Origin of the sequence: Alkalicoccus saliphilus (assembly GCF_003044065.1) — a bacterium.
GTDB lineage: Bacteria > Bacillota > Bacilli > Bacillales > Salisediminibacteriaceae > Alkalicoccus > Alkalicoccus saliphilus.
Genome location: NZ_PZJJ01000018.1, coordinates 48879 through 69622 on the forward strand (window position 1 = coordinate 48879; position 20744 = coordinate 69622).

Annotated in this window: 23 protein-coding genes, 2 rRNA genes and 1 other annotated feature (1 of these 26 only partly in view); all 25 genes read right to left on the reverse strand. The window is 48.3% G+C overall.

The window, feature by feature from the left end; translation table 11 throughout:
• Window positions 1-54: a sequence feature (ribosomal protein L10 leader region), on the reverse strand; it reaches 100 nt to the left of the window's first position.
• 38 nt (window positions 55-92) lie between these two features.
• Window positions 93-791, reverse strand: coding sequence for a 50S ribosomal protein L1 (gene rplA, locus C6Y45_RS11300; RefSeq protein ID WP_107585331.1), 699 nt, complete (start codon window positions 789-791; stop codon window positions 93-95).
• A 121-nt stretch (window positions 792-912) separates the two neighbouring features.
• Window positions 913-1338 (reverse strand): 50S ribosomal protein L11, encoded by a 426-nt coding sequence (rplK, locus tag C6Y45_RS11305; RefSeq protein ID WP_146159174.1) that lies wholly within the window; start codon window positions 1336-1338, stop codon window positions 913-915.
• A gap of 169 nt (window positions 1339-1507) precedes the next feature.
• The gene (nusG, locus tag C6Y45_RS11310) at window positions 1508-2041 is read right to left on the reverse strand and encodes a transcription termination/antitermination protein NusG (RefSeq protein ID WP_107585332.1); all 534 of its coding nucleotides are present in this window, start codon (window positions 2039-2041) and stop codon (window positions 1508-1510) included.
• Between the two features lie 62 nt (window positions 2042-2103).
• Entirely contained in the window at window positions 2104-2298 is a 195-nt protein-coding gene (secE, locus tag C6Y45_RS11315; RefSeq protein ID WP_107585333.1) for a preprotein translocase subunit SecE, read from the reverse strand.
• 20 nt (window positions 2299-2318) lie between these two features.
• Window positions 2319-2468, reverse strand: a complete 150-nt coding sequence (rpmG, locus tag C6Y45_RS11320) for a 50S ribosomal protein L33 (protein ID WP_107585334.1) — start codon at window positions 2466-2468, stop codon at window positions 2319-2321.
• A gap of 176 nt (window positions 2469-2644) precedes the next feature.
• Window positions 2645-3307, reverse strand: a complete 663-nt coding sequence (gene sigH / locus C6Y45_RS11325) for an RNA polymerase sporulation sigma factor SigH (protein ID WP_245922646.1) — start codon at window positions 3305-3307, stop codon at window positions 2645-2647.
• A 122-nt stretch (window positions 3308-3429) separates the two neighbouring features.
• Window positions 3430-3942, reverse strand: a complete 513-nt coding sequence (locus tag C6Y45_RS11330) for an NYN domain-containing protein (RefSeq protein ID WP_107585335.1) — start codon at window positions 3940-3942, stop codon at window positions 3430-3432.
• Entirely contained in the window at window positions 3939-4697 is a 759-nt protein-coding gene (gene rlmB / locus C6Y45_RS11335; RefSeq protein ID WP_245922647.1) for a 23S rRNA (guanosine(2251)-2'-O)-methyltransferase RlmB, read from the reverse strand. Before rlmB ends, C6Y45_RS11330 begins: the two co-directional genes overlap by 4 nt.
• On the reverse strand, window positions 4690-5112 hold the full coding sequence (locus tag C6Y45_RS11340) for a Mini-ribonuclease 3 (protein WP_107585337.1): 423 nt from the start codon (window positions 5110-5112) through the stop codon (window positions 4690-4692). Before C6Y45_RS11340 ends, rlmB begins: the two co-directional genes overlap by 8 nt.
• Entirely contained in the window at window positions 5099-6517 is a 1419-nt protein-coding gene (gene cysS / locus C6Y45_RS11345; protein WP_107585338.1) for a cysteine--tRNA ligase, read from the reverse strand. The genes C6Y45_RS11340 and cysS overlap by 14 nt, the downstream gene beginning before the upstream one ends.
• A 7-nt stretch (window positions 6518-6524) precedes the next feature.
• On the reverse strand, window positions 6525-7190 hold the full coding sequence (epsC, locus tag C6Y45_RS11350) for a serine O-acetyltransferase EpsC (protein ID WP_107585339.1): 666 nt from the start codon (window positions 7188-7190) through the stop codon (window positions 6525-6527).
• Window positions 7191-7444: 254 nt separating this feature from the next.
• Window positions 7445-8905, reverse strand: coding sequence for a glutamate--tRNA ligase (gltX, locus tag C6Y45_RS11355; RefSeq protein WP_107585340.1), 1461 nt, complete (start codon window positions 8903-8905; stop codon window positions 7445-7447).
• A 70-nt stretch (window positions 8906-8975) separates the two neighbouring features.
• Complete coding sequence (gene ispF / locus C6Y45_RS11360; RefSeq protein ID WP_107585341.1) at window positions 8976-9452, reverse strand: 2-C-methyl-D-erythritol 2,4-cyclodiphosphate synthase; 477 nt, start codon at window positions 9450-9452, stop codon at window positions 8976-8978.
• On the reverse strand, window positions 9449-10162 hold the full coding sequence (ispD, locus tag C6Y45_RS11365; protein ID WP_107585342.1) for a 2-C-methyl-D-erythritol 4-phosphate cytidylyltransferase: 714 nt from the start codon (window positions 10160-10162) through the stop codon (window positions 9449-9451). The genes ispF and ispD overlap by 4 nt, the downstream gene beginning before the upstream one ends.
• Window positions 10163-10181: 19 nt before the next feature.
• Window positions 10182-11285 (reverse strand): PIN/TRAM domain-containing protein, encoded by a 1104-nt coding sequence (locus tag C6Y45_RS11370; protein WP_107585343.1) that lies wholly within the window; start codon window positions 11283-11285, stop codon window positions 10182-10184.
• Between the two features lie 179 nt (window positions 11286-11464).
• On the reverse strand, window positions 11465-12547 hold the full coding sequence (gene disA / locus C6Y45_RS11375) for a DNA integrity scanning diadenylate cyclase DisA (RefSeq protein ID WP_107585344.1): 1083 nt from the start codon (window positions 12545-12547) through the stop codon (window positions 11465-11467).
• Window positions 12522-13931, reverse strand: coding sequence for a DNA repair protein RadA (gene radA / locus C6Y45_RS11380; RefSeq protein WP_107585345.1), 1410 nt, complete (start codon window positions 13929-13931; stop codon window positions 12522-12524). The genes disA and radA overlap by 26 nt, the downstream gene beginning before the upstream one ends.
• Window positions 13932-14174: 243 nt before the next feature.
• Window positions 14175-16619 (reverse strand): ATP-dependent protease ATP-binding subunit ClpC, encoded by a 2445-nt coding sequence (gene clpC, locus C6Y45_RS11385; RefSeq protein ID WP_107585346.1) that lies wholly within the window; start codon window positions 16617-16619, stop codon window positions 14175-14177.
• A gap of 1 nt (window position 16620) precedes the next feature.
• Window positions 16621-17715, reverse strand: a complete 1095-nt coding sequence (mcsB, locus tag C6Y45_RS11390) for a protein-arginine kinase McsB (RefSeq protein WP_107585347.1) — start codon at window positions 17713-17715, stop codon at window positions 16621-16623.
• Window positions 17712-18260, reverse strand: coding sequence for a protein-arginine kinase activator protein McsA (gene mcsA / locus C6Y45_RS11395; protein ID WP_107585348.1), 549 nt, complete (start codon window positions 18258-18260; stop codon window positions 17712-17714). The genes mcsB and mcsA overlap by 4 nt, the downstream gene beginning before the upstream one ends.
• A gap of 13 nt (window positions 18261-18273) precedes the next feature.
• Complete coding sequence (locus C6Y45_RS11400; RefSeq protein ID WP_107585349.1) at window positions 18274-18747, reverse strand: CtsR family transcriptional regulator; 474 nt, start codon at window positions 18745-18747, stop codon at window positions 18274-18276.
• A 403-nt stretch (window positions 18748-19150) separates the two neighbouring features.
• Window positions 19151-19675, reverse strand: coding sequence for an SRPBCC family protein (locus C6Y45_RS11405; protein ID WP_107585350.1), 525 nt, complete (start codon window positions 19673-19675; stop codon window positions 19151-19153).
• A 196-nt stretch (window positions 19676-19871) separates the two neighbouring features.
• Complete coding sequence (locus tag C6Y45_RS11410) at window positions 19872-20189, reverse strand: ArsR/SmtB family transcription factor (protein WP_107585354.1); 318 nt, start codon at window positions 20187-20189, stop codon at window positions 19872-19874.
• A 260-nt stretch (window positions 20190-20449) separates the two neighbouring features.
• Window positions 20450-20566, reverse strand: a 5S ribosomal RNA gene (rrf, locus tag C6Y45_RS11415).
• An 83-nt stretch (window positions 20567-20649) separates the two neighbouring features.
• Window positions 20650-20744 (reverse strand): 23S ribosomal RNA (locus tag C6Y45_RS11420); the annotation flags it as partial.

The following is a 20744-nucleotide window of genomic DNA, read 5'->3' on the forward strand; positions in this document are numbered from 1 at the left end:
CAGGAAATTAAGCCCGGAAGCACCTGCTGTCTACGGTATGATCTATTTAATTAACAACTAACAGTATAACCTGCCCATCAGGGCGAAGTCAACTACAGTTTAAATTCGTTTGTATTAACTTTCACACCAGGACCCATTGTTGCTGCTACTGCCACACCGCGGATGTAAGTTCCTTTTGCCGCTGCAGGCTTCACTTTAACAATTGTTTCCATCATTGTGCGGAAGTTTTCTTCCAGCTTGCTGTTGTCGAAAGAAGCTTTACCAATCGGCACGTGAAGGTTTCCGGTCTTATCAACACGGTACTCCACTTTACCAGCTTTAATTTCTTCTACAGCTTTTGTTACATCAAATGTAACAGTGCCTGTTTTCGGGTTCGGCATAAGACCTTTTGGTCCAAGCACGCGTCCGAGCTTACCAACCTGAGCCATCATGTCCGGCGTAGCTACTACTACGTCGAAATCAAGCCAGCCCTGGCTGACGCGGTTGATGAGGTCTTCTTCCCCTACAACATCCGCTCCTGCTGCTTCAGCTTCTTTTGCTTTTTCACCTTTTGCGAAAACAATAACACTCTGGGTTTTACCAGTTCCGTGCGGAAGCACGACAGCGCCGCGGATCTGCTGATCAGCTTTCTTTGGATCAACGCCGAGGCGTGCTGCAAGTTCTATAGTTTCATCAAAGTTGGCTTTAGCAGTCTGTTTAACAACATCTACTGCTTCGCTGACTTCGTAAGCTTTTTCACGGTCGACAAGCTTCAGTGCATCTTCATACTTTTTGCTGTTCTTTTTAGCCAATGTTAGTTCCTCCCTATTGTGGTTTTAGCGGTTATACCTCCCACTAATAAAGGTTGCGAACCTGAATAAATCAGGCAGGGACAGCACCCTTTACTCGCAACCTTCCTGGCCTCAGGCCTCATTAGTCTTCGATGTTGATTCCCATGCTTCGGGCCGTACCTTCAACCATACGCATAGCTGCTTCTACATCAGCTGCGTTCAGGTCAGGCATTTTTGTTTCTGCGATCTCACGTACCTGATCACGTTTAACCGTAGCAACTTTCTTGCTGTGCGGCTCACCGGAACCGGATTCGATTCCTGCAGCTTTCTTCAGAAGAACCGCTGCCGGCGGAGTTTTTGTGATAAAAGTGAATGAACGATCTTCAAAAACAGTGATTTCAACTGGAATAATAAGACCAGACTGCTCCTGCGTCTGAGCGTTGAATTCCTTACAGAATCCCATGATATTTATCCCTGCCTGACCAAGCGCTGGCCCGACCGGTGGTGCTGGGTTAGCTTTACCAGCTGGAATTTGTAGTTTTACAACTTTAATTACCTTCTTTGCCACGCGACACACCTCCTTAAGTCCGTGATGTGGTAAACCGAGCTTTATGCTCTCCCACTCATAAAACCTGCTTTTCAGCAGGAAAAACGTGAACAATTGTCCACGTTCCATAGCAACATTCAAATTCTATCACTTCCACACCTCGTTGACAAGGTGTTTTTTCATGATCGAATTAGATTTTTTCCACCTGGTTGAAGTCAAGCTCCACCGGTGTTTCCCGTCCGAACATATTCACGTGTACTTTCAGCTTCTGCTTCTCAGCAGAAATATCTTCAATTGTACCAGTGAAGTCGGCGAAAGGACCTTCTTTTACTTTGACGGGTTCCTTGATTTCAAAATCCACTTCCTGCTTAGGTGATGCTACACCCATCTGCTTCAGGATAGCTTCTGCTTCTTCCGGAAGAAGCGGCGTCGGCTTGGATCCTGCACCGGAGGATCCAACGAACCCTGTTACTCCCGGCGTGTTCCGCACAACATACCAGGAATCATCTGTCATGACCATTTCTACGATGACATACCCGGGGAAGACTTTTTTAGTTACCTGCTTGCTCTTACCGTTTTTGATCTCTGTTTCTTCTTCGACCGGAACAAGAACGCGGAAGATTTTATCCACCATGTCCATGGACTCCACCCGTTTTTCCAGGTTGGTCTTCACTTTGTTTTCATAGCCGGAATACGTGTGTACTACATACCAGTTTTTATCCATATAGTCAGGGCGACCCTGCCTTTCCCTCCTCTTACGGCGTTTCATAACTGACGCGCCGTGTTTTAATTAGCGATCAACTGCAGAAGCGACGAGATAATGAAGTCAGAGATTGCAAAGAAGATCGCAATGAACGTTACTGTGGCAACAACAACACCCGTGTACTTACGGAGTTCTCTGCCCGTCGGCCACGTTACCCGCTTCATTTCCGTCGTTACTTCCTTTAAAAACCTGACCGGTTTTTTTGCACCTTCAGCCATTCCATACACCTCCAGTCCGCTCACTTTGTTTCCGCATGCATTGTATGGGCAGCACATTTTTTACAGTATTTTTTTATCTGAAGCCGCTCTTCCCGGCTGTTAGATGTTTTTGTAGTCCAGTAATTGCGTGTCTGACAGCGTTGACAGGCGAGAGCCGTCTTATTTTTCAAACTCTCCACCTCCTTACGCGTACGTATACATACTAACTGAACTTATCACACGCCGGGCTCCGGTGTCAATGTCATCCGGCAATCATACCGCCGGGGCATCATCTTCATCCCTTTCTTTACAGGTGCCTACAAAAAAGCACTCCCAGCTTTACAGATCCGCCGGAAGCGCTGGTGCTTTATGGTATTTTTACTTCTTTCAGCTCCACATAGCGTTCCAGCTTTCGTTTTACCCGCTGCAGCGCGTTATCGATTGATTTTACGTGCCTTTTTAAATCTTCCGACATTTCCTGGTAGGAACGCCCTTCCAGATACTGCATCAGGACTTCGCGTTCCAGTTCGCTGAGCAGCTCTCCCATTTTCATTTCAATGTCGTGAAATTCCTCCTGATTAATCAGAAGCTGCTCCGGGTCCGTCACTCCATGTCCTGTAAGTACATCCAGCAGTGTGCGGTCCGATTCTTCATCATAGATCGGCTTATCGAGGGAAATATACGAATTCAGCGGAATGTGCTTCTGCCGGGTTGCTGTTTTAATGGCGGTAATAATCTGGCGGGTAATACACAGCTCCGCAAAGGCACGAAAAGAGGAAAGCTTATCCCCCTGGAAATCTCTGATCGCTTTATAGAGACCGATCATTCCTTCCTGCACAATGTCTTCGTGATCCCCTCCTATTAAGAAATACGCCCTGGACTTCGCACGCACAAAGTTCCGGTACTTCGTAATTAAATACTCCAAAGCCCCGGTGTCCCCTTCACGTACATAGCTGACGAGTGTTTCATCGCTTACGGCACGATATTTTTCCTGCATACCCTTCTCCATGAAGTTCACAGCCACCGCCATCCCTCCGACCTGTTTTTTCCGCAGCCGCCGGAAAAAACGTACTCTAGTCTGCCAGGGCCCAATCTTGCAGGACGCCTGATAGTATCATCAGTATACTTGATAAAAAAGGAAATCGCAACCAGTTAACGCTTTCCCCGGCGCCATTTTTCAAAAAGTTCTGCCATTTCTTTATCGATAGGAAGTTTCGTCCGTGCTTTCATCGTTTTTGTTTTTTCCACATCGACCCGTATTCCCTGTTCTATCTGCTCCATCTCTGTCCGCAGTTCCCGCGCTGATTTCCGGTAGGCCCCGCTTGCGAAAATGACTCTCTGTTCCATAAAATCAGAGGTTGCTACGTAAATCTGGCGGTCCACCCGCTTCGTTTCGTTAACGAGTTTTTCTATGCATTCATCGGCAGTTTCTTTTTCCTTCGTATATATAATACCGAGTTCGTACTGGCGGTATTTTTTCCCAAGCCCGGGAACCATATGGGCATCGAAAACAAGCGTAACTTCGACACCTGTGTAAGCCTGATATTCCGCCATTTTTTCGATGAGCATATCCCGCGCTCCCTCCAGGTCTTTTTCCTGGAGGGCCTTCAGCTCCGGCCAGTCGCCTATAATATTATAGCCGTCTACAAAAAGCAGACGTTTCATCGTCCACCCTCTGAAAGCGGAGAGCGGCGGCGGTACACTTCATACATTAAAAGAGATGCGGCAACGGAAGCATTCAGGGAAGTTACTTTTCCGAGCAGAGGGATCTGTACGAGGAAGTCACACTTTTCGCGTACGAGACGGCTCATTCCCTTTCCTTCGCTGCCTATGACGATTCCTGTCGGCATATCAAAGTCCACTTCCCGGTAATCCTGGCTTCCTTTGGCATCAGTTCCGACAAACCAGAGTCCCCGGTCCTTCAGCTCATCCATCGTCTTAGCAATGTTTGTCACCCGCGCAACCGGCACGTATTCTATCGCTCCTGCAGATGCTTTTGCAACAGTAGCCGTCAGGCTGACAGATCGTCTTTTCGGGATAATCACGCCGTGCGCCCCCGAAGCATCCGCTGTACGGAGAATGCTTCCCAGATTGTGCGGGTCTTCCAGTTCATCGAGAATCAGAATAAACGGCAGCTCCCCTCTCGCTTCTGCACGATCGAAAAGCTCATCCACCTCTGCATATTCAAACGCCGCGATATAGGCGAGGACCCCCTGGTGGTGTGCACCTGCTATTTGGTCGAGTTTTTTCTTCGGAACATTCTGCACCTGTACTTTTTTATCACGGCACAGCTTCATTACCTGCTGCACCTGCCCCTTCGTTGTTCCTTCGGCTATGAGCACTTTATGAACTGTCCGTTCTCCTTTCAGTGCTTCTATCACCGGATTTTTCCCTGCTACATAATCTTCTGATTCAGCCACGGGATACCTCCTTTTCTTCGACCACGTCGAATGCTTTTTGTACGATTTCATCCAGACGTCCCTGCTGGCCGGTAAGATACAGCAGACCTATCAGCGCTTCAAAAGCTGTACTGTTCTGGTAGGTTGCCCGGTCCGTGTTTTTAGGAATGGTACCGGACTTCGCATTTCTTCCCCGCCGGACGACAGAAAGTTCTTCGTCTGACAGTACGCCGTCTTCCTGGAACTTCTTTAAAATTTTGGACTGGGCTTTCGCCGATACGTAACGCTTTGCCTCCCGGTGCAGTTTATGAGGACGCACCCCGCCGCGGGCGATCAGACGGAAACGCACGTACATTTCAAAAACTCCGTCCCCCATGTAAGCGAGGGTCAGTCCGCTCAGCTGTTCCGGCTCCTGAACGTTTTCATTCAGCTTCATCGGCTTCCCCCCGCTTCCAGCGCGTACCCTGCGGAGTGTCTTCCAATAGAATATTCCGGCGCTTTAATTCATCCCGGATATCATCAGCTCTTTGAAATTCCCTGTTTTTTCTGGCCTGAATCCGTTCTTCAATCAGGTTCTCTACTTCTTCATCGAGAATTTCCTCGTCGATTTTAAGCGTCATGCCGAGAACGAAGGCCATATCTTCAAACTGCTTCACGAAAGCTTCAAGCACGTCTTCTCTCGTATGGTTTTCGTTTAAATAAATATTCGCCTGCCGTACGAGATCAAACATCGCAGCTACCGCGTTGGCGCTGTTGAAATCATCATCCATGCTTGCGGTAAAACGTTCCTCGTGCTCTTTAATAATTTTCATCCATTTGTCTTTTTCCAGACCGAGATCAGCAGTTTCTTTTCTGCGTTCGTGCAGGTTCTTATATGTTGTTTTAATGCGCTCCAGGCTGCTTTTGGCACTGGCCAGCTGCTCATCGCTGAAGTTGATCGGGCTGCGGTAGTGGGCATTCACAATAAAAAACCGGACTACTTCCGGATCAAACTGCCGGATAATATCATGGACGAGAATGAAATTCCCAAGTGATTTCGACATTTTTTCATTGTCAATATTAATATAGCCGTTATGGATCCAGTAGTTGGCCATCTGCTTTTCGTTTAATGCTTCCGACTGGGCAATTTCGTTTTCATGATGCGGAAACGACAAATCCTGACCGCCGGCGTGAATGTCGATAGTGTCCCCAAGGTATTTCTTTACCATTGCCGAGCATTCGATGTGCCATCCAGGGCGGCCCTTGCCCCAGGGGCTGTCCCAGGAAATTTCGCCTTCTTTCGCTGCTTTCCAAAGTACAAAATCAAGCGGATCTTCTTTTTTATCTCCTATATCCACACGGGCTCCTGCCTGCAGGTCGTCGACCGACTGGTGGGACAGTTTGCCGTAGCCTTCAAAGCGTCTAGTCCGGAAGTATACATCTCCCTGGGATTCGTACGCATAGTCCTTCTCTATCAGCCGGGAAATAAAATCGATAATTTCCGTCATCGTATCCGTTACGCGGGGATGAAGATCAGCCTGCTGGACGCCGAGAGCTCCGGTATCATTGTGATAGGCTTCGATAAACCGTTCCGCAACAGCCATCACGTCTTCCCCCATCTCTTCCGCGGCTTTAATGATTTTGTCATCGACGTCTGTAAAGTTGGAAATATACGTAACGTCGTATCCACGGTATTCCAAATACCGCCTGACCATGTCAAATACAACTGCCGGACGGGCATTGCCGATATGAATATAATTGTAGACAGTCGGACCGCAGACGTACATTTTTACCCTGCCCTCTTCCATGGGCTTAAACGTTTCCTTCTGTCTTGTAAGTGTATTGTAAAGCTGAATAGTCATACCTGAGCTACACCTTCCCTTTTTCCTTCTCTTTTTGCTTTTCACGCATTTCTTTTACGTCACGTTTCAAGTGGATAAGATCTTTTTCCAGCTGCTGAAATTTGTCGGCGACAGGGTCCGGCAGGTTAATATGATCCAGGTTGTCTCCAACTTTCACTCCGTCCTGAACGACGATGCGGCCTGGTATGCCTACGACCGTCGAATTCGGAGGCACCTCTTTAAGAACGACCGAGCCGGCCCCGATCCGGGAATTCCTGCCGATCCGCATAGAACCGAGCACCTTTGCACCGGAGGCAACGAGCACATGGTCTTCCAGCGTCGGGTGGCGTTTCCCTTTTTCCTTCCCGGTTCCTCCAAGGGTTACTCCCTGAAAGATAGTGACACAGTCACCGATTTCACACGTTTCTCCGATAACGACGCCCATCCCGTGATCAATAAAAAGTCGTTCCCCTATCCGGGCGCCGGGATGAATTTCGATTCCTGTAAAAAAACGGCTCACCTGAGAAAGGAATCTCGCCGGAAAGTACAGACGCTTTTTCCAGAGAGAATGAGCCAGGCGGTGGGCCCAGACGGCGTGTACTCCGGAGTAGGTCATAATGACTTCCAGCCGGTTTCTTGCTGCAGGATCTCGTTCCAGTACAACATCTACATCATTTTTCAGTGTTTTTAACATATAAGTACCTCCTCTCGGCTATCTTCTTAATTATAGAAGATAAAAAAGCGTCTCTGTGCCTTTTGGACACAGAGACGCCTGACAGCGCGGTTCCACTCTGTTTGGATGCTTCAGCTGCATCCCGCTTTAACAACTGTGACCGGACGTGCTTCCGGGTGCATTTCGCCTGTTTCCGCATGAGCCGCTTCCAGCCGCGGCGGCTCTCTCTGGGATGGGAATACTGGCTACTTCTTCCGATACCGGTCTACTTTAAATTATGAGGCAAGCAGCTGCTCCAGCCGCTTGATGACGACATTTTTTCCCAGAAGGATAATTGTCTTCTGCAGGTCCGGGCCGTGCATCTGCCCTGTTACGGCTATCCTTACCGGCATGAAAAGCTTTTTCCCTTTATGGCCGGTTTCTTTCTGGACAGCTTTAAGCGACTGCTTAATGTCATCGGTAGTCCACGTGTCCAGATTCAGAAGCTTATCCCGGAAAGCTGCAAGAACTTCCGGTACCTGCTCCTCATTCAGGACGGCCTGTGCCTCTTCATTATAATCGATTTCCTGTTTGAAGAACAACTCTGTCAACTCCACAATCTGTGCACCGTAGCTCATCTTTTCCTGATGCAGTACGATCAGATCATAGGCCCACTGCCGCTGTTCTTCTGTCATTCTTTCCGGGAGGCGTCCCGCTTTTACAAGGTGGGGAAGAGCAAGCCAGACGACCCGGTCTTCATCGGCTGCTTTCATGTACTGGTTGTTCATCCATTCCAGTTTCTGCGTATCAAATACCGCCGGTGCTTTAATGACCCGGTCCAGACGGAATTCCTGCTCCAGCTCTTTAAGTGTCATCAGTTCCTGCTCACCGCCTGGGGACCATCCGAGAAGGGCAATAAAGTTTACAATAGCTTCCGGAAGGTACCCCAGTTCCCGGTACTGCTCCACAAACTGGATAATCGTTTCGTCCCGCTTGCTCATTTTCTGGCGGTCTTCATTCAGAATGAGCGAAGCGTGGCCGAAGACCGGGGCCTCATAACCGAGCGCTTCATATAAAAGTACCTGGCGCGGCGTGTTGGAGAGATGCTCTTCTCCGCGGATAACGTGGCTGATTTTCATCAGATGATCATCAATAACCACAGCGAAGTTATATGTCGGGATGCCGTCCTGACGCACGATAACAAAATCACCAATACCGTCCGACTCGAAGGTTACGTCGCCCCTTACTTCGTCCTGGACGTGGATGTCTTTTCCCTTTGGTACAAGAAAACGTACAACCGGCTTTCGTCCTTCGGCTTCGTAGGCTTTTTTCTCGTCTTCGGTAAGGTTGCGGTCACGTCCGCTGTACATCGGTGTTTCTCCGCGTGCGCGCTGTTCTTCCCGTTCTTTTTCAAGTTCTTCCGTCGTCATGTAGCAGTGGTAGGCCTTCCCCTCAGCAAGCAGCTGATCCACGTACTTTTGATACGTATCAAGTCTTTCCATGCTTTTGTAAGGAGCATAAGGCCCTCCCTTATCTACGCTTTCGTCCCAGTCCAGGCCGAGCCATTTCAGGCTTTCAAGCAGCTTTTCTGTCGCCAGGTCCACATTTCTTGCCTGATCGGTATCTTCGATGCGGACCACAAACGTACCACCGTGATGGCGGGCAAATAAATAATTAAACAATGCGGCACGCGCTCCACCGATATGCAGATGTCCCGTGGGACTCGGGGCGAACCGGACTCGAATATCTTCTGTCATAGTATGACACCTTCCTCGCTGTAAAATCTTCGTCTATTTTATCACTGCCGGGGCAGCTTCTTAAATGTTTTTATGATTTTTCTTTCAGAAGAAGGACTGCCTGGGAAGCAATTCCTTCCTCCCGCCCGGTAAATCCAAGCTTCTCTGTCGTTGTTGCTTTAATATTTACCTGCTTAATATCCGCATGAAGGAGCCCGGCAATCCGCTCCCGCATTGCCTGAATGTATGGAGCCATTTTCGGATTCTGGGCCATGATCGTACAGTCCACATTGCCGAGGCGGTACCCTTTTTCATCAACTATCTTCCACACGTGGGAAAGAAGCTCCGCGGAATCAGCATCTTTAAATTCGGGGGAAGTATCCGGAAAATGCCGTCCGATATCTCCTTCTCCAACTGCGCCGAGAGCTGCATCTGCAATTGTATGAAGCAGCACGTCCGCGTCTGAATGTCCGAGCAGTCCCCGGTCATGAGGTATTTCAATACCACCTAAAATCAGCGGTCTTCCTTCCGCAAGCTGGTGCACGTCGAATCCCTGTCCAATCTTCATTTGCGTTCTCCCTCCTGCCGGCTTCTGACGACTGCTTCTGCAAACATCATATCTTCCGGTGTCGTTACTTTAAAATTTTCGTACGTTCCTTCTACTATTGTAACGGCTCCGCCTGTATATTCAACCAGGCTGGCATCATCTGTCCCAAGATAGTCATTTTCTTCCGCTTTTCTATGGGCCGAAGCAATCACCTCAAAAGAAAACGCCTGAGGTGTCTGGGCAGCCCACAGTCTGGAGCGGTCTACTGTTTTTGTTATCGTGCCGCCGGTTACTTCCTTTACTGTATCTTTTACACGTACTGCAAGGATAGCCGCCCCGGAAGATGCAGCTTCTTCTGCGAGCTGCCGAAGCTTATCTTTTGTAACAAACGGCCGTGCTGCGTCATGAATAAGTACAGTTTCTTCTCCACCGGCTCCGTTTTCCAAAAGCGCCTTCAATCCGCAGGAAACACTGTCCTGACGCTCTTTTCCACCGGAAACGATCGATGTTTTTTTACCGAGCCCCCATTCCTGAAGAAGGGCACGGATTTCTTCTGTTTCTTTATCATTGGCTACAAGTACGACTGCCTGACAGAACGAATCCTCTTCAAACACACGAAGCGTGTGAATAAGAAGAGGAGTTCCGGCAATCGTTAAAAACTGCTTATTGCGTCCGGCCTGCATTCTTTTCCCCTGCCCGGCCGCAAGCAGTACGGTCTGATAACTAGACATACCCATCGTCCTTTTTAAATTATTGAGCTTTCTCCAGTGCTTTCGGTTTAGCAAAGATCATCCGCCCGGCAGAAGTCTGAAGGACACTTGTCACGACAACTTCAATCGTCTTGCCGATCTGACTGCTGCCTTCCTCCACAACGATCATCGTGCCGTCATCGAGATAACCGATCCCCTGATTCTGCTCTTTACCATCCTTAATAACCTGTACCGGCATCTCTTCTCCAGGAAGAACAACCGGTTTCACGGCGTTGGCAAGGTCATTGATGTTCAGAACTGCCACTCCTTGCAGATCACATACTTTATTCAAATTGAAATCGTTTGTGACTACAAAACCGTTCATTACCTTCGCCAGTTTAACGAGTTTGCTGTCGACTTCCTGTATATCTTCAAAGTCTCCTTCGTAAATTTCCACGTCCACATCGAGTTCTTTCTGGATTTTATTCAAAATATCCAGCCCCCGACGCCCCCGGTTTCTTTTCAGCGCATCCGAAGAATCAGCAATATGCTGCAGCTCTTCCAGCACAAACTCCGGAATGATCAGCGTACCTTCGATAAAGCCGCTCTGGCATATATCTGCTATTCTTCCGTCAATGATTACACTCGTATCGAGAATTTTCAGTTTCGCTTCGTTTTTTCGTGCCGGCTCTGCGGGCTCTTCTTTTTTCTCGTTTTTATTCTGGCTCCGGCCGCCGGGAAACAGGTTCATCAGTTCATCCCGTTTTTGGAAACCAACCCGGAAACCGAGATATCCGAAAAACAATGTGAGGAGCACCGGGAGAATGGAGCTGACTATCGGTATTTCCATACTCATCAGCGCCACAGTGATCAGTGAAGCCAGTCCGAGCCCGATCAGCAGACCGATCGTTCCAAAAATCAGATCCGTGGCGGGATATTTCATAATGGATTCTTCCACGTAGCGGATAAAGCCGACGATATTGTCCGTAAACCAGAAAAGTAGGAAAAATAATATAATTGCACCAAGCACGGCTCCGGCAAATTCATTCGTCAGCCACTCCGGCATATTATTAACAGGCAGCGCCTGCAGAACGTCCGGCAGGAATAAATATCCGATGGTTCCTCCAATGAAAAGAATTACCATCTGTACGATCTTATGCAGCATTTCCGTCACCTCCTTCTTTTTAATATAGCTAAATTCGCTTTAAGTGACTGCACCAGGTATTAATTCACAAAAAGTTACATATTCCTGGTATTACTTTACCACCGTCAGAATTGTCTGTCAATTTGAGTAATCTTCCATTTTACCTTTCCATACAATCAGTGTCAACTGGGTTTTCCCGGTTAAATATGTCTGTCGATAAACAGCTGCTCCTGAATTCTTGTCAGCCCGTCCTTGATTTTTTTGGCACGTGCTTCCCCGATACCCTCGACTTCATCCAGTTCCTGAGTGGAAGCTCTTGTGATACGGGAAAGTTCGCCGAATTCGCGGACGAGGTTGTCTACCACCATGACAGGAAGCCGTGGAATTTTATTCAATATACGGTATCCCCGCGGGTGCAGACCGTATTCTGACAAGTTCGTAATTTTTCCGTACCCGAGAAGTTTCACGATAACATTATCGTCGAGCAGTTCTTCATTGGAAAGCCGCTTCAGTTTTCGGAGCGTATCCTTTGGACTCTGATCTTCTTCTTTCATATAATCCTTAATCAGAAGAAGGGCTTCCTGCTCCGTATTCATTACAAGCTCCTCCAGCTGCATGGAAATCAGGCGTCCTTCGTCTCCGAGTTCATTCACATAGTTTAAAATCTCTCCCTTAATCCGGAGGACCATTTCAATCCGGTGCATCACCTGGGATACTTCCTGAAACGTTACGAGTTCTTCAAATTCCAGCGCTCCAAGGTTTGTAATGCTCTGATCCAGCACGGCCTGGTATTTTTCCAATGTTTGAATGGCCTGATTTGCCTTTGTCAAAATGACGCCGATATCCTTCAGGGCGTAGCGGTACTGCCCCTGGTAAAGCGTAATGACATTTCTGCGCTGGGAAATGGAAATGACGAGATTACCCGTCTGTCTGGCTACACGCTGGGCAGTTCTGTGACGGATCCCTGTTTCTGTGGAATCGATGGAGTTTTCCGGTACGAGCTGCGTATTTGCATAAAGAATCCGGCTGCCATCCTCACTTAGAATGATCGCCCCGTCCATTTTGGCCAGCTCATACAAGTAAGCCGGGGAAAAATCGGTATTGATAAAGAAACCTCCGTTAACGATATTCATCATTTCATTGTTGTACCCGAGAACGATCAGTCCGCCGGTTCCCGCTCTCAAAACGTTATCGATGCCTTCCCGGAGCGGGGTTCCCGGTGAGACAAGCTGCAGTACCTCATTAATGAAATTGTCATCATAGTTCGAACGATGGTGTTCCACGTGTCTTCCCTCCTAACGTTATTTCCAGTGCTTCACTTACTGTCTGCACGCCGACAACCTCGATGCCGTCCGGTGCCTGCCAGCCTTCCAGCACTTTTGATGGAACGATAACCCGCGTAAAACCAAGTTTTGCCGCCTCTATTACCCGCTGTTCAATGCGGGAAACACGGCGCACTTCACCTGTAAGCCCCACCTCTCCGATAATGACGTCCCCGGGCTCTGTTGGCACATCCCGGAAACTGGAAGCAATAGCTACCGTAATGGCAAGGTCGATAGATGGTTCGTCCAGTTTGACGCCGCCGGCCACTTTAATATAGGCATCCTGATTTTGAAGCATCATGCCCACCCTTTTTTCCAGAACAGCCATAATGAGAGAAATTCGGTTATGATCAATGCCGGTCGCCATACGGCGGGGGTTTCCAAAGCTTGTCGGGGAAATGAGCGCCTGGATCTCCACGAGCACCGTTCTCGTTCCTTCCATTGAGGCAACGACAGCTGAACCGGCTGCTCCTGCAGATCGCTCTTCAAGAAAGATCTCGGAAGGATTGAGTACTTCTTCCAGGCCGCTTTCCTTCATCTCAAAAATACCAATTTCATTTGTCGAGCCGAAGCGGTTTTTTACTGCCCGGAGGATACGGAATGTATGATGCTGCTCCCCCTCAAAATAAAGCACCGTGTCCACCATATGTTCAAGAATACGCGGTCCGGCAATAGCTCCCTGCTTCGTCACATGACCGACAAGAAAGACAGCAATGCCCTTTGTTTTTGCAACACGCATAAAAGCAGAAGTACATTCCCTCACCTGGGAAACACTTCCCGGAGCACTCGTAACATCATCCATATGCACAGTCTGTATAGAGTCGATAATGACAAGCGCCGGCTGCATTTCTTCAATGACCCGCTCTATGACGGCCACGTCCGTTTCCGCCAGAACAAGCAGTTCGTCCTCTTCAATTCCGAGACGGTCCGCCCGCAGCTTTGTCTGTTTAACGGATTCTTCCCCTGATATGTAGAGTACCCTTTTTTTATTTGCAGCAAGCATCGCTGATACTTGAAGAAGAAGCGTCGATTTACCGATCCCCGGGTCTCCACCGACAAGGACGAGGGATCCAGGCACTACTCCGCCGCCGAGTACGCGGTTCAGTTCATCAATATGGGTGCTCGTCCGTGCCTCTTCCCTGCTTTCAATTTTTGTAATAGGCTCGGGTTTAACAGATCTTGACCCTTCTCCAGTAGAAAAGCCCCGCCGTTTTTTTCCCTTCGGTGCCGCTTCCATCTCTTCTACGAGCGTATTCCAGCTGTGGCATCCTGGACACTTGCCCATCCACTTCATGGACTCATATCCGCAGTCCTGGCAGACAAATTTTGTTTTCTGTTTTGCCATTTCTCTTCCTCCTCTCGTGAAACTCATCCTTCTATTTTAGCATGCAGAGCCGCCCCCTGCGGCATATTCTGCTCCAGGAATATATTTTCGGCAGACGTTTTCCTGTTACCGTGTCTAATATGAGACCCCCTGAATTTCCCAGAATACCGGAAGAGCTGCTTTTTCACTTTGTGTAGAAGACATAAAAGAGGGAAGCCTCATTGTAGAGGCTTCCCTGCTTTTTCTTTATTAAAATCAGACAGCTTATACCGTTTCTTCTGCCTTGCTCACATAATACTCTCCATCGCGGATACCAAGACGCACTTTCTGCCCTTTAGCAATCGCTCCACGGAGAAGTTCTTCGGAAAGGCGGTCCTCCACCTGTTTCTGAAGGGCCCGGCGGAGTGGACGCGCTCCGTATTCCGGATCGAAACCTTCATCAGCAATTTTTGCTTTTGCGGCTTCCGTCAGTTCAAATTCAATTCCCTGCTCTTTCAGACGCTTTTTCAGCTGATCAGACATCAGGGAGACAATTTGTTTGATATGCTTCTTCTCCAGAGAGTGGAAGACAATAATCTCATCAATACGGTTCAGGAATTCAGGACGGAAGGATTTTTTCAGCTCGCCCATTACTTTCCCTTTCATATCCTGATATTGTTCGTCCCCGCGCTGGGCTGTAAAGCCGACACTTTTTTCCTGACGGAGAACGCTTGCTCCGACGTTGGAAGTCATAATGATTGCTGTGTTGCGGAAATCGACGCGGCGGCCTTTGGAATCAGTCAGGAACCCATCTTCCAGCACCTGCAGAAGAATGTTGAATACTTCAGGGTGTGCTTTTTCAATCTCATCCAGGAGAATGACAGAATACGGCTTGCGGCGGATTTTCTCCGTCAGCTGTCCACCGTCTTCGTGTCCGACATAGCCCGGAGGGGAACCAACGAGACGGCTTGTCGTATGCTTTTCCATATACTCGGACATGTCGATACGGACAATCGCATCTTCATCCCCGAACAGCGATTCTGCCACTGCACGGGCAAGCTCTGTTTTACCAACACCTGTCGGCCCGAGGAAAATAAAGGAGCCGATCGGACGTTTCGGATCTTTCAGTCCGGCACGGGCACGGCGGACCGCCTTGGAAACAGCAGTTACCGCTTCATCCTGTCCAATCACGCGGTTGTGAAGGATTTCCTCCATGCGGAGAAGGCGGTCGGTTTCTTCTTCCGCCAGCTTGCTTACAGGAATACCTGTCCACGTAGCTACGATCGAAGCAATGTCTTCCGGTGTCACTTCAGAATCTTCCTGCCCCTGCTTTTCTTTCCATTTGTCTTTCAGGTCATCAAGTTCTTCACGAAGCTTCTGCTCCTGATCACGGAGAGAGGCTGCTTTTTCGAATTCCTGACTCTGCACTGCCGCATCTTTTTCTTTACGCAGCTCTTCGTATTCCTGTTCTTTTTCTTTCAGGTTCGGCGGTGCCGTATAAGAGCGGAGACGGACTTTGGAACCTGCTTCATCAATCAGGTCAATGGCCTTATCCGGAAGGAACCGGTCGGAAATATAACGGTCCGACAGCTTCACGGCAGCGTCGATTGCCTCATCCGTAATTGTCACCCGGTGATGGGCTTCATAACGGTCACGAAGTCCGCTGAGAATCTGCACGGATTCATCCGGTGTTGGCTCGTTTACCTGAATTGGCTGGAAACGGCGCTCAAGTGCAGAATCCTTTTCAATATACTTCCGGTATTCCTCCAGGGTCGTCGCACCGATACACTGAAGTTCACCGCGTGCGAGGGAAGGCTTGAGAATGTTGGATGCATCGATCGCACCTTCCGCTCCTCCGGCACCGATAAGTGTATGAAGCTCATCGATAAAGAGAATAACGTTTCCTGCCTGGCGGATTTCCTCCATTACTTTTTTCAGGCGGTCTTCAAATTCCCCGCGGTATTTTGTACCGGCAACGACTGTTCCCATGTCGAGTGTCATCACCCGCTTGTTACGGAGAATTTCCGGCACTTCATTATTAACAATCTGCTGGGCCAGACCTTCTGCAATAGCTGTTTTACCTACACCAGGCTCCCCGATAAGTACCGGGTTGTTTTTTGTGCGACGGCTCAGAATCTGAATGACACGCTCAATTTCCTGCGAGCGTCCGATCACCGGGTCAATCTGTTCTTCTTTCGCGATCGCCGTTAAGTCCCTTGCAAGACCATCCAGTGTCGGTGTGCTGGCGTTCGCGGCGCCTGCCGCTGCCTGCTGCTGGCTGTTACTGTTGTTTTCGCTGCTTCCGAGAAGCTGCAGCACCTGCTGGCGCGCTTTATTCAGGCTTACACCAAGGTTATTCAGTACGCGGGCAGCCACTCCTTCTCCTTCGCGGATCAATCCGAGCAGGATGTGCTCTGTTCCGACGTAGGAATGTCCGAGCTTTCTTGCTTCATCCATGGAAAGCTCAATTACCTTTTTTGCGCGTGGTGTGTAGTGAATCTGCTTTGTTACTTCATCTCCCCGGCCAATGAGGTTCTCTACTTCCGTCTGTATTTTTTCAGCTCCAAGGCCAAGACCTGTCAGTGCTTTCGCCGCAATGCCTTCTCCTTCGCGCACCAGACCTAAAAGTACGTGCTCTGTTCCTATATTGCTGTGTCCGAGCCGGGCAGCTTCTTCCTGGGCAAGTGCCAGTACTTTCTGGGCTCTCTCTGTAAATCGTCCAAACATCATATTATTCGCCACCTCCGTCATGGGATTCTTCGTTATTTTCCATATGCAGCCGTTCTCTGATCAAAGAAGCCCGGCGCTGATCCCGTTCTTCCGGTTTCAGACTTTCTCCTGCATACTGCTGCAGGAAGCCGGGCTGGGTCATCACCATCAGTTCGTTCAAAATTTTTGCCGGCACATTCTCGATAATTCCCATATCAATTCCGAGCCGTACATCGGACAGCCGGCGCATAGCTTCCTTCGACTCCATTATCCGGCTGTAGGAAAGCAGACCGTAGGACCGGAATATTCGATCCTCCAGTTTCATACGGGAGTCATTCCAAAGCTGTTCGCGGGCCGTCCGTTCGTGTTCGATCAGCTGCGTAACAACGCTTCGCAGATCTTTTACGATATCACTCTCTGAAGCTCCAAGCGTCTTCTGATTGGATATTTGATACAGATTCCCCTGGGCTTCACTTCCTTCACCATAGATCCCCCGTACTACGAGACCAAGCTGATTAATGGCCGGAAGAATCCGGTTCAGCTGCTTTGTCAGGACGAGAGCCGGCAGATGCATCATGACAGAAGACCGGAGCCCTGTCCCTACGTTCGTCGGACAGCTCGTTAAGTATCCCCGTCTTTCATCAAAGGCAAAATCCAGGCTTTCCTCCATCCAGTCATCCATCGCATCTGCAAGCTGCAGCCCTTCTTCCAGCTGAAAACCGGAAAGCAGACACTGAATACGGAAATGATCTTCCTCATTAATCATCACACTTAATGATTCATCCTTACTCAAAAGAGCCGCTCTGTGCAGCGGTTTTCTCGTTAAATGCGGACTGACGAGATGTTTTTCCACGAGGACCTGCTTCTCATTTGCTGTTAAGTCTGCCATCTTAACGAGCGAAAGTTCTCCGAAATCCTGATGGGCATCTCCGGTAAACTCTTCTCCGATCCGGTATGTTACATCTTCCAGCTGCTCTTCCGATGCAGCGATCGGAAAAGGCACCTTTTCCAGATTTCTTGCAAGGCGGACTCTGCTGCTGATTACAATATCTGATTCCGGTCCTTCGTTTTTCATCCAGGGACTGAGAGCTTCATTCATAAACGATTTCAGCGTCATGAGGCGTCTCCTCCCTTCTCTTTCAGCGCATGTTCCAGTTCGCGTATTTTATCCCGGGTTTCCGCCGCCTGTTCAAATTCCTCCTCAGAAATCTGGCGCTGCATTGCTGATTTCAATTCTTCAATTTCTCTGTACACGTGCATATCACGGCCTTTTCTTTTGGGAACTTTGCCGCTGTGTGCTGTATTGCCTCCGTGGATACGCCGCAGTACAGGATCAAGTTTTTCATCAAAATAATGATAGCAGTCGGCACAGCCGAAACGGCCCCGCTCTGCAAAAAGTTTGTAGGTGGTACCGCACGTTTCACACTGAAGATCGTTTCTTTCCGGCTGCCTCCTTCTACCCGGAGAGGGGGTGGAAAATGCCTGGCCGGTGTCGAGAAGTCCGGAGAGCAGCTTATGGATGGAAAAATTATTCCCCCCCGGAAGCTCTTCTCCTTTATCCTTCGCACATATATCGCAAAGATGAAATTCAGTTTTTTCACCGTTAATAATCTTTGTAAAATGAAGGGATGCCTCCCGCTCCTGGCATTCCTGACACAGCATGTGAATCCCTCCTTTAATCAGGCGACGTTTTATACTTCAGCGTTTTAAGCATGGCACTCATCAGGCGTGCCCGAAAATGATCCCTGGAAGGAAGCGGTACCGAAAGTACTTCCCGGTCAATAACAGATTTCATCAGCCGGCTTTCCCGCAGCGTAATAATTTCTTCTTCCTCCAGACGATCAATCATACTTTCGGCCGCATGCTGGGTCATACTGGAGCCGATAAGGTGGAGCAGCTGATCGTACACGGCAAGCCGTGTATCCAGTTCTCTTTTAATAATGCGGATATAACCTCCGCCTCCCCGCTTACTTTCCACGACATATCCTTTTTCCTCTGTAAAGCGTGTACGGATAACATAATTAATCTGTGAAGGCACACAGTCAAACTGACTCGCCAGTTCACTCCGTTTCACTTCAATAAGAGCTTCTTCATTTCCTTCTATAATCTGCTTTAAATACTGCTCAATGACATCCGAAATATTGCGCATCGCATCCCCCTCCCTTTGCAGAAAAACTGTCGCCTGCCGGTTATTTATTTTCGCAAACAATAATTGACTTTGACTATATTTGACTATATTCTCATTATAACTAATTTATCTGCAGATTCAAGCAATTTACAAGGGAGGCTTTTAATATTTCCCTGACCTGTATCGTCCGTTGTTACCTATTCCACTTCTCAGCCGTCATTAATCATGAAATTTATCCCACGGATTTGATAACCTATCTTCAGAAGAACCGCTGTCCGGGATAGAAAAAATTGTTCAAAAAAAGAGCTGTTCTGCAGAGGATGGGACACGGCTTCATGCGGACCCAAATCCAGGTCCGGATCCATCCATGCTTACCAGGCTGTTTCACCCGTCTTTCCCGCAGAACTGCTCTGTAGTTGGCATTTTACGAAACATCATGAAGGTATTCTTCCAGACGATCCAGTTGGGAGGTGAATCCTTCTACCATTCCCATTTCTTTCAGCTTCTGCATATCCTCTACTGTCGGAAATTCGCTGTGTACCTGCAGCATCGCTCCCGTTTCCGTCTCTTGAAATGTTATCGTTACGAGTATCACGGGAAGGCGGTCATCTGTATTCCCTTCCTCATCCGAGAACATGTCTGTATAAACAATCTTTTCATTTTCTACTATTTCTTTAAAAACACCTTTCCCCCAGGCTTCCTGACCGAAATATTCTTCCTGTTCTTTATCTACACATCTCATACAGTAATGCCATATCCCCTCCGGCTGGAAATCAAATTGATAATTCGTTGTCTCCCATCCCCGGGGACCCCACCATTGCTCCAGATGTCTGGAGGAAGAGTAAACTTGAAAAAGCAGTTGTTTGGAAACGTTGAAAGTTCGTTCAATAATTAAATTCCGGCCCTTTTCCCAGCTTTTTGTATTCTTACTGCTGAGCTGTTCACTCATTTTTTATCTTCCTTTCTTTTAAATATACATTTAAAATAAGACAGCAGGTTACACATGGAAGCAAATTTCTCCCGGCACTTTTATAACTTTTTACTGAAGAACTGTACTCTTTCCGGGGAAGCCTTTCGCACTTTGACAGCCGAGACCGAATCGAATTCCCTTCTAAAAAAATAAACCACTGCTTCTTTACTGCGTTTTAAGTATTCCTCCCTTCCTCTTCTTTTAAATAACTTTCCAGACGGTCCAGCCTCTGCTCCCATAATTCCCGGAACGTCTCAAGCCAGTCATCCAGTTTTTGCAGTCCGTCCGGTTCCAGCTCATAAATTCTTCTGTTAGCCATCGGATAAATTTTCACAAGACCTGCTTCATACAGTACACGAAGATGTTTTGACGCCTGAGGCTGTGGGATACGAAGCTTATCAGCTATTTCCCCTACGGTCATAGGGCCGTCCCGAAGCAGTTCGATAATCGCTGTACGTTTTGGTTCAGCCAGAGCAGATAATATCTTTTCCATAAATTGAATATACCACAAAAGGAATATTCCTTCAACAGAATATTCAGAATTTTTTTCAAGGCACATTCTGTCTCAGAATAGTTGACTGTCTTTTGTCTTTTGTCTTTTGTCTTTTGTCTTTTGTTTTTTTATTCTCTCCCCATGGCTGCGAACATAAAATAAAAGACTAATCTCTTTGAGTAAAAGGGGCTGTAAATAATCGTTGAAGTTCTCTGAATATGCAAAAAAAGCACGCTGCCCATGGCAGCGTGCGGCTGGTAACCCAGCGACGTCCTACTTTTGCAGGGGGAGAGCCCCCAACTATCATTGGCGCTGGAGAGCTTAACTTCCGTGTTCGGCATGGGAACGGGTGTGACCTCTCCGCTTTCGTCACTGGATTCGGTTTGAGAGATCTGTCCTCTCAAAACTGGATAACGCGTGTAAGAATCGATTCACGGTCTGTTGATACGCCGGTTGTTTGTTGGTTAAGCCCTCGATCGATTAGTATCTCTCAGCTTCACGTGTCGCCACGCTTCCACACGAGACCTATCTACCTCATCGTCTCTGAGGGATCTT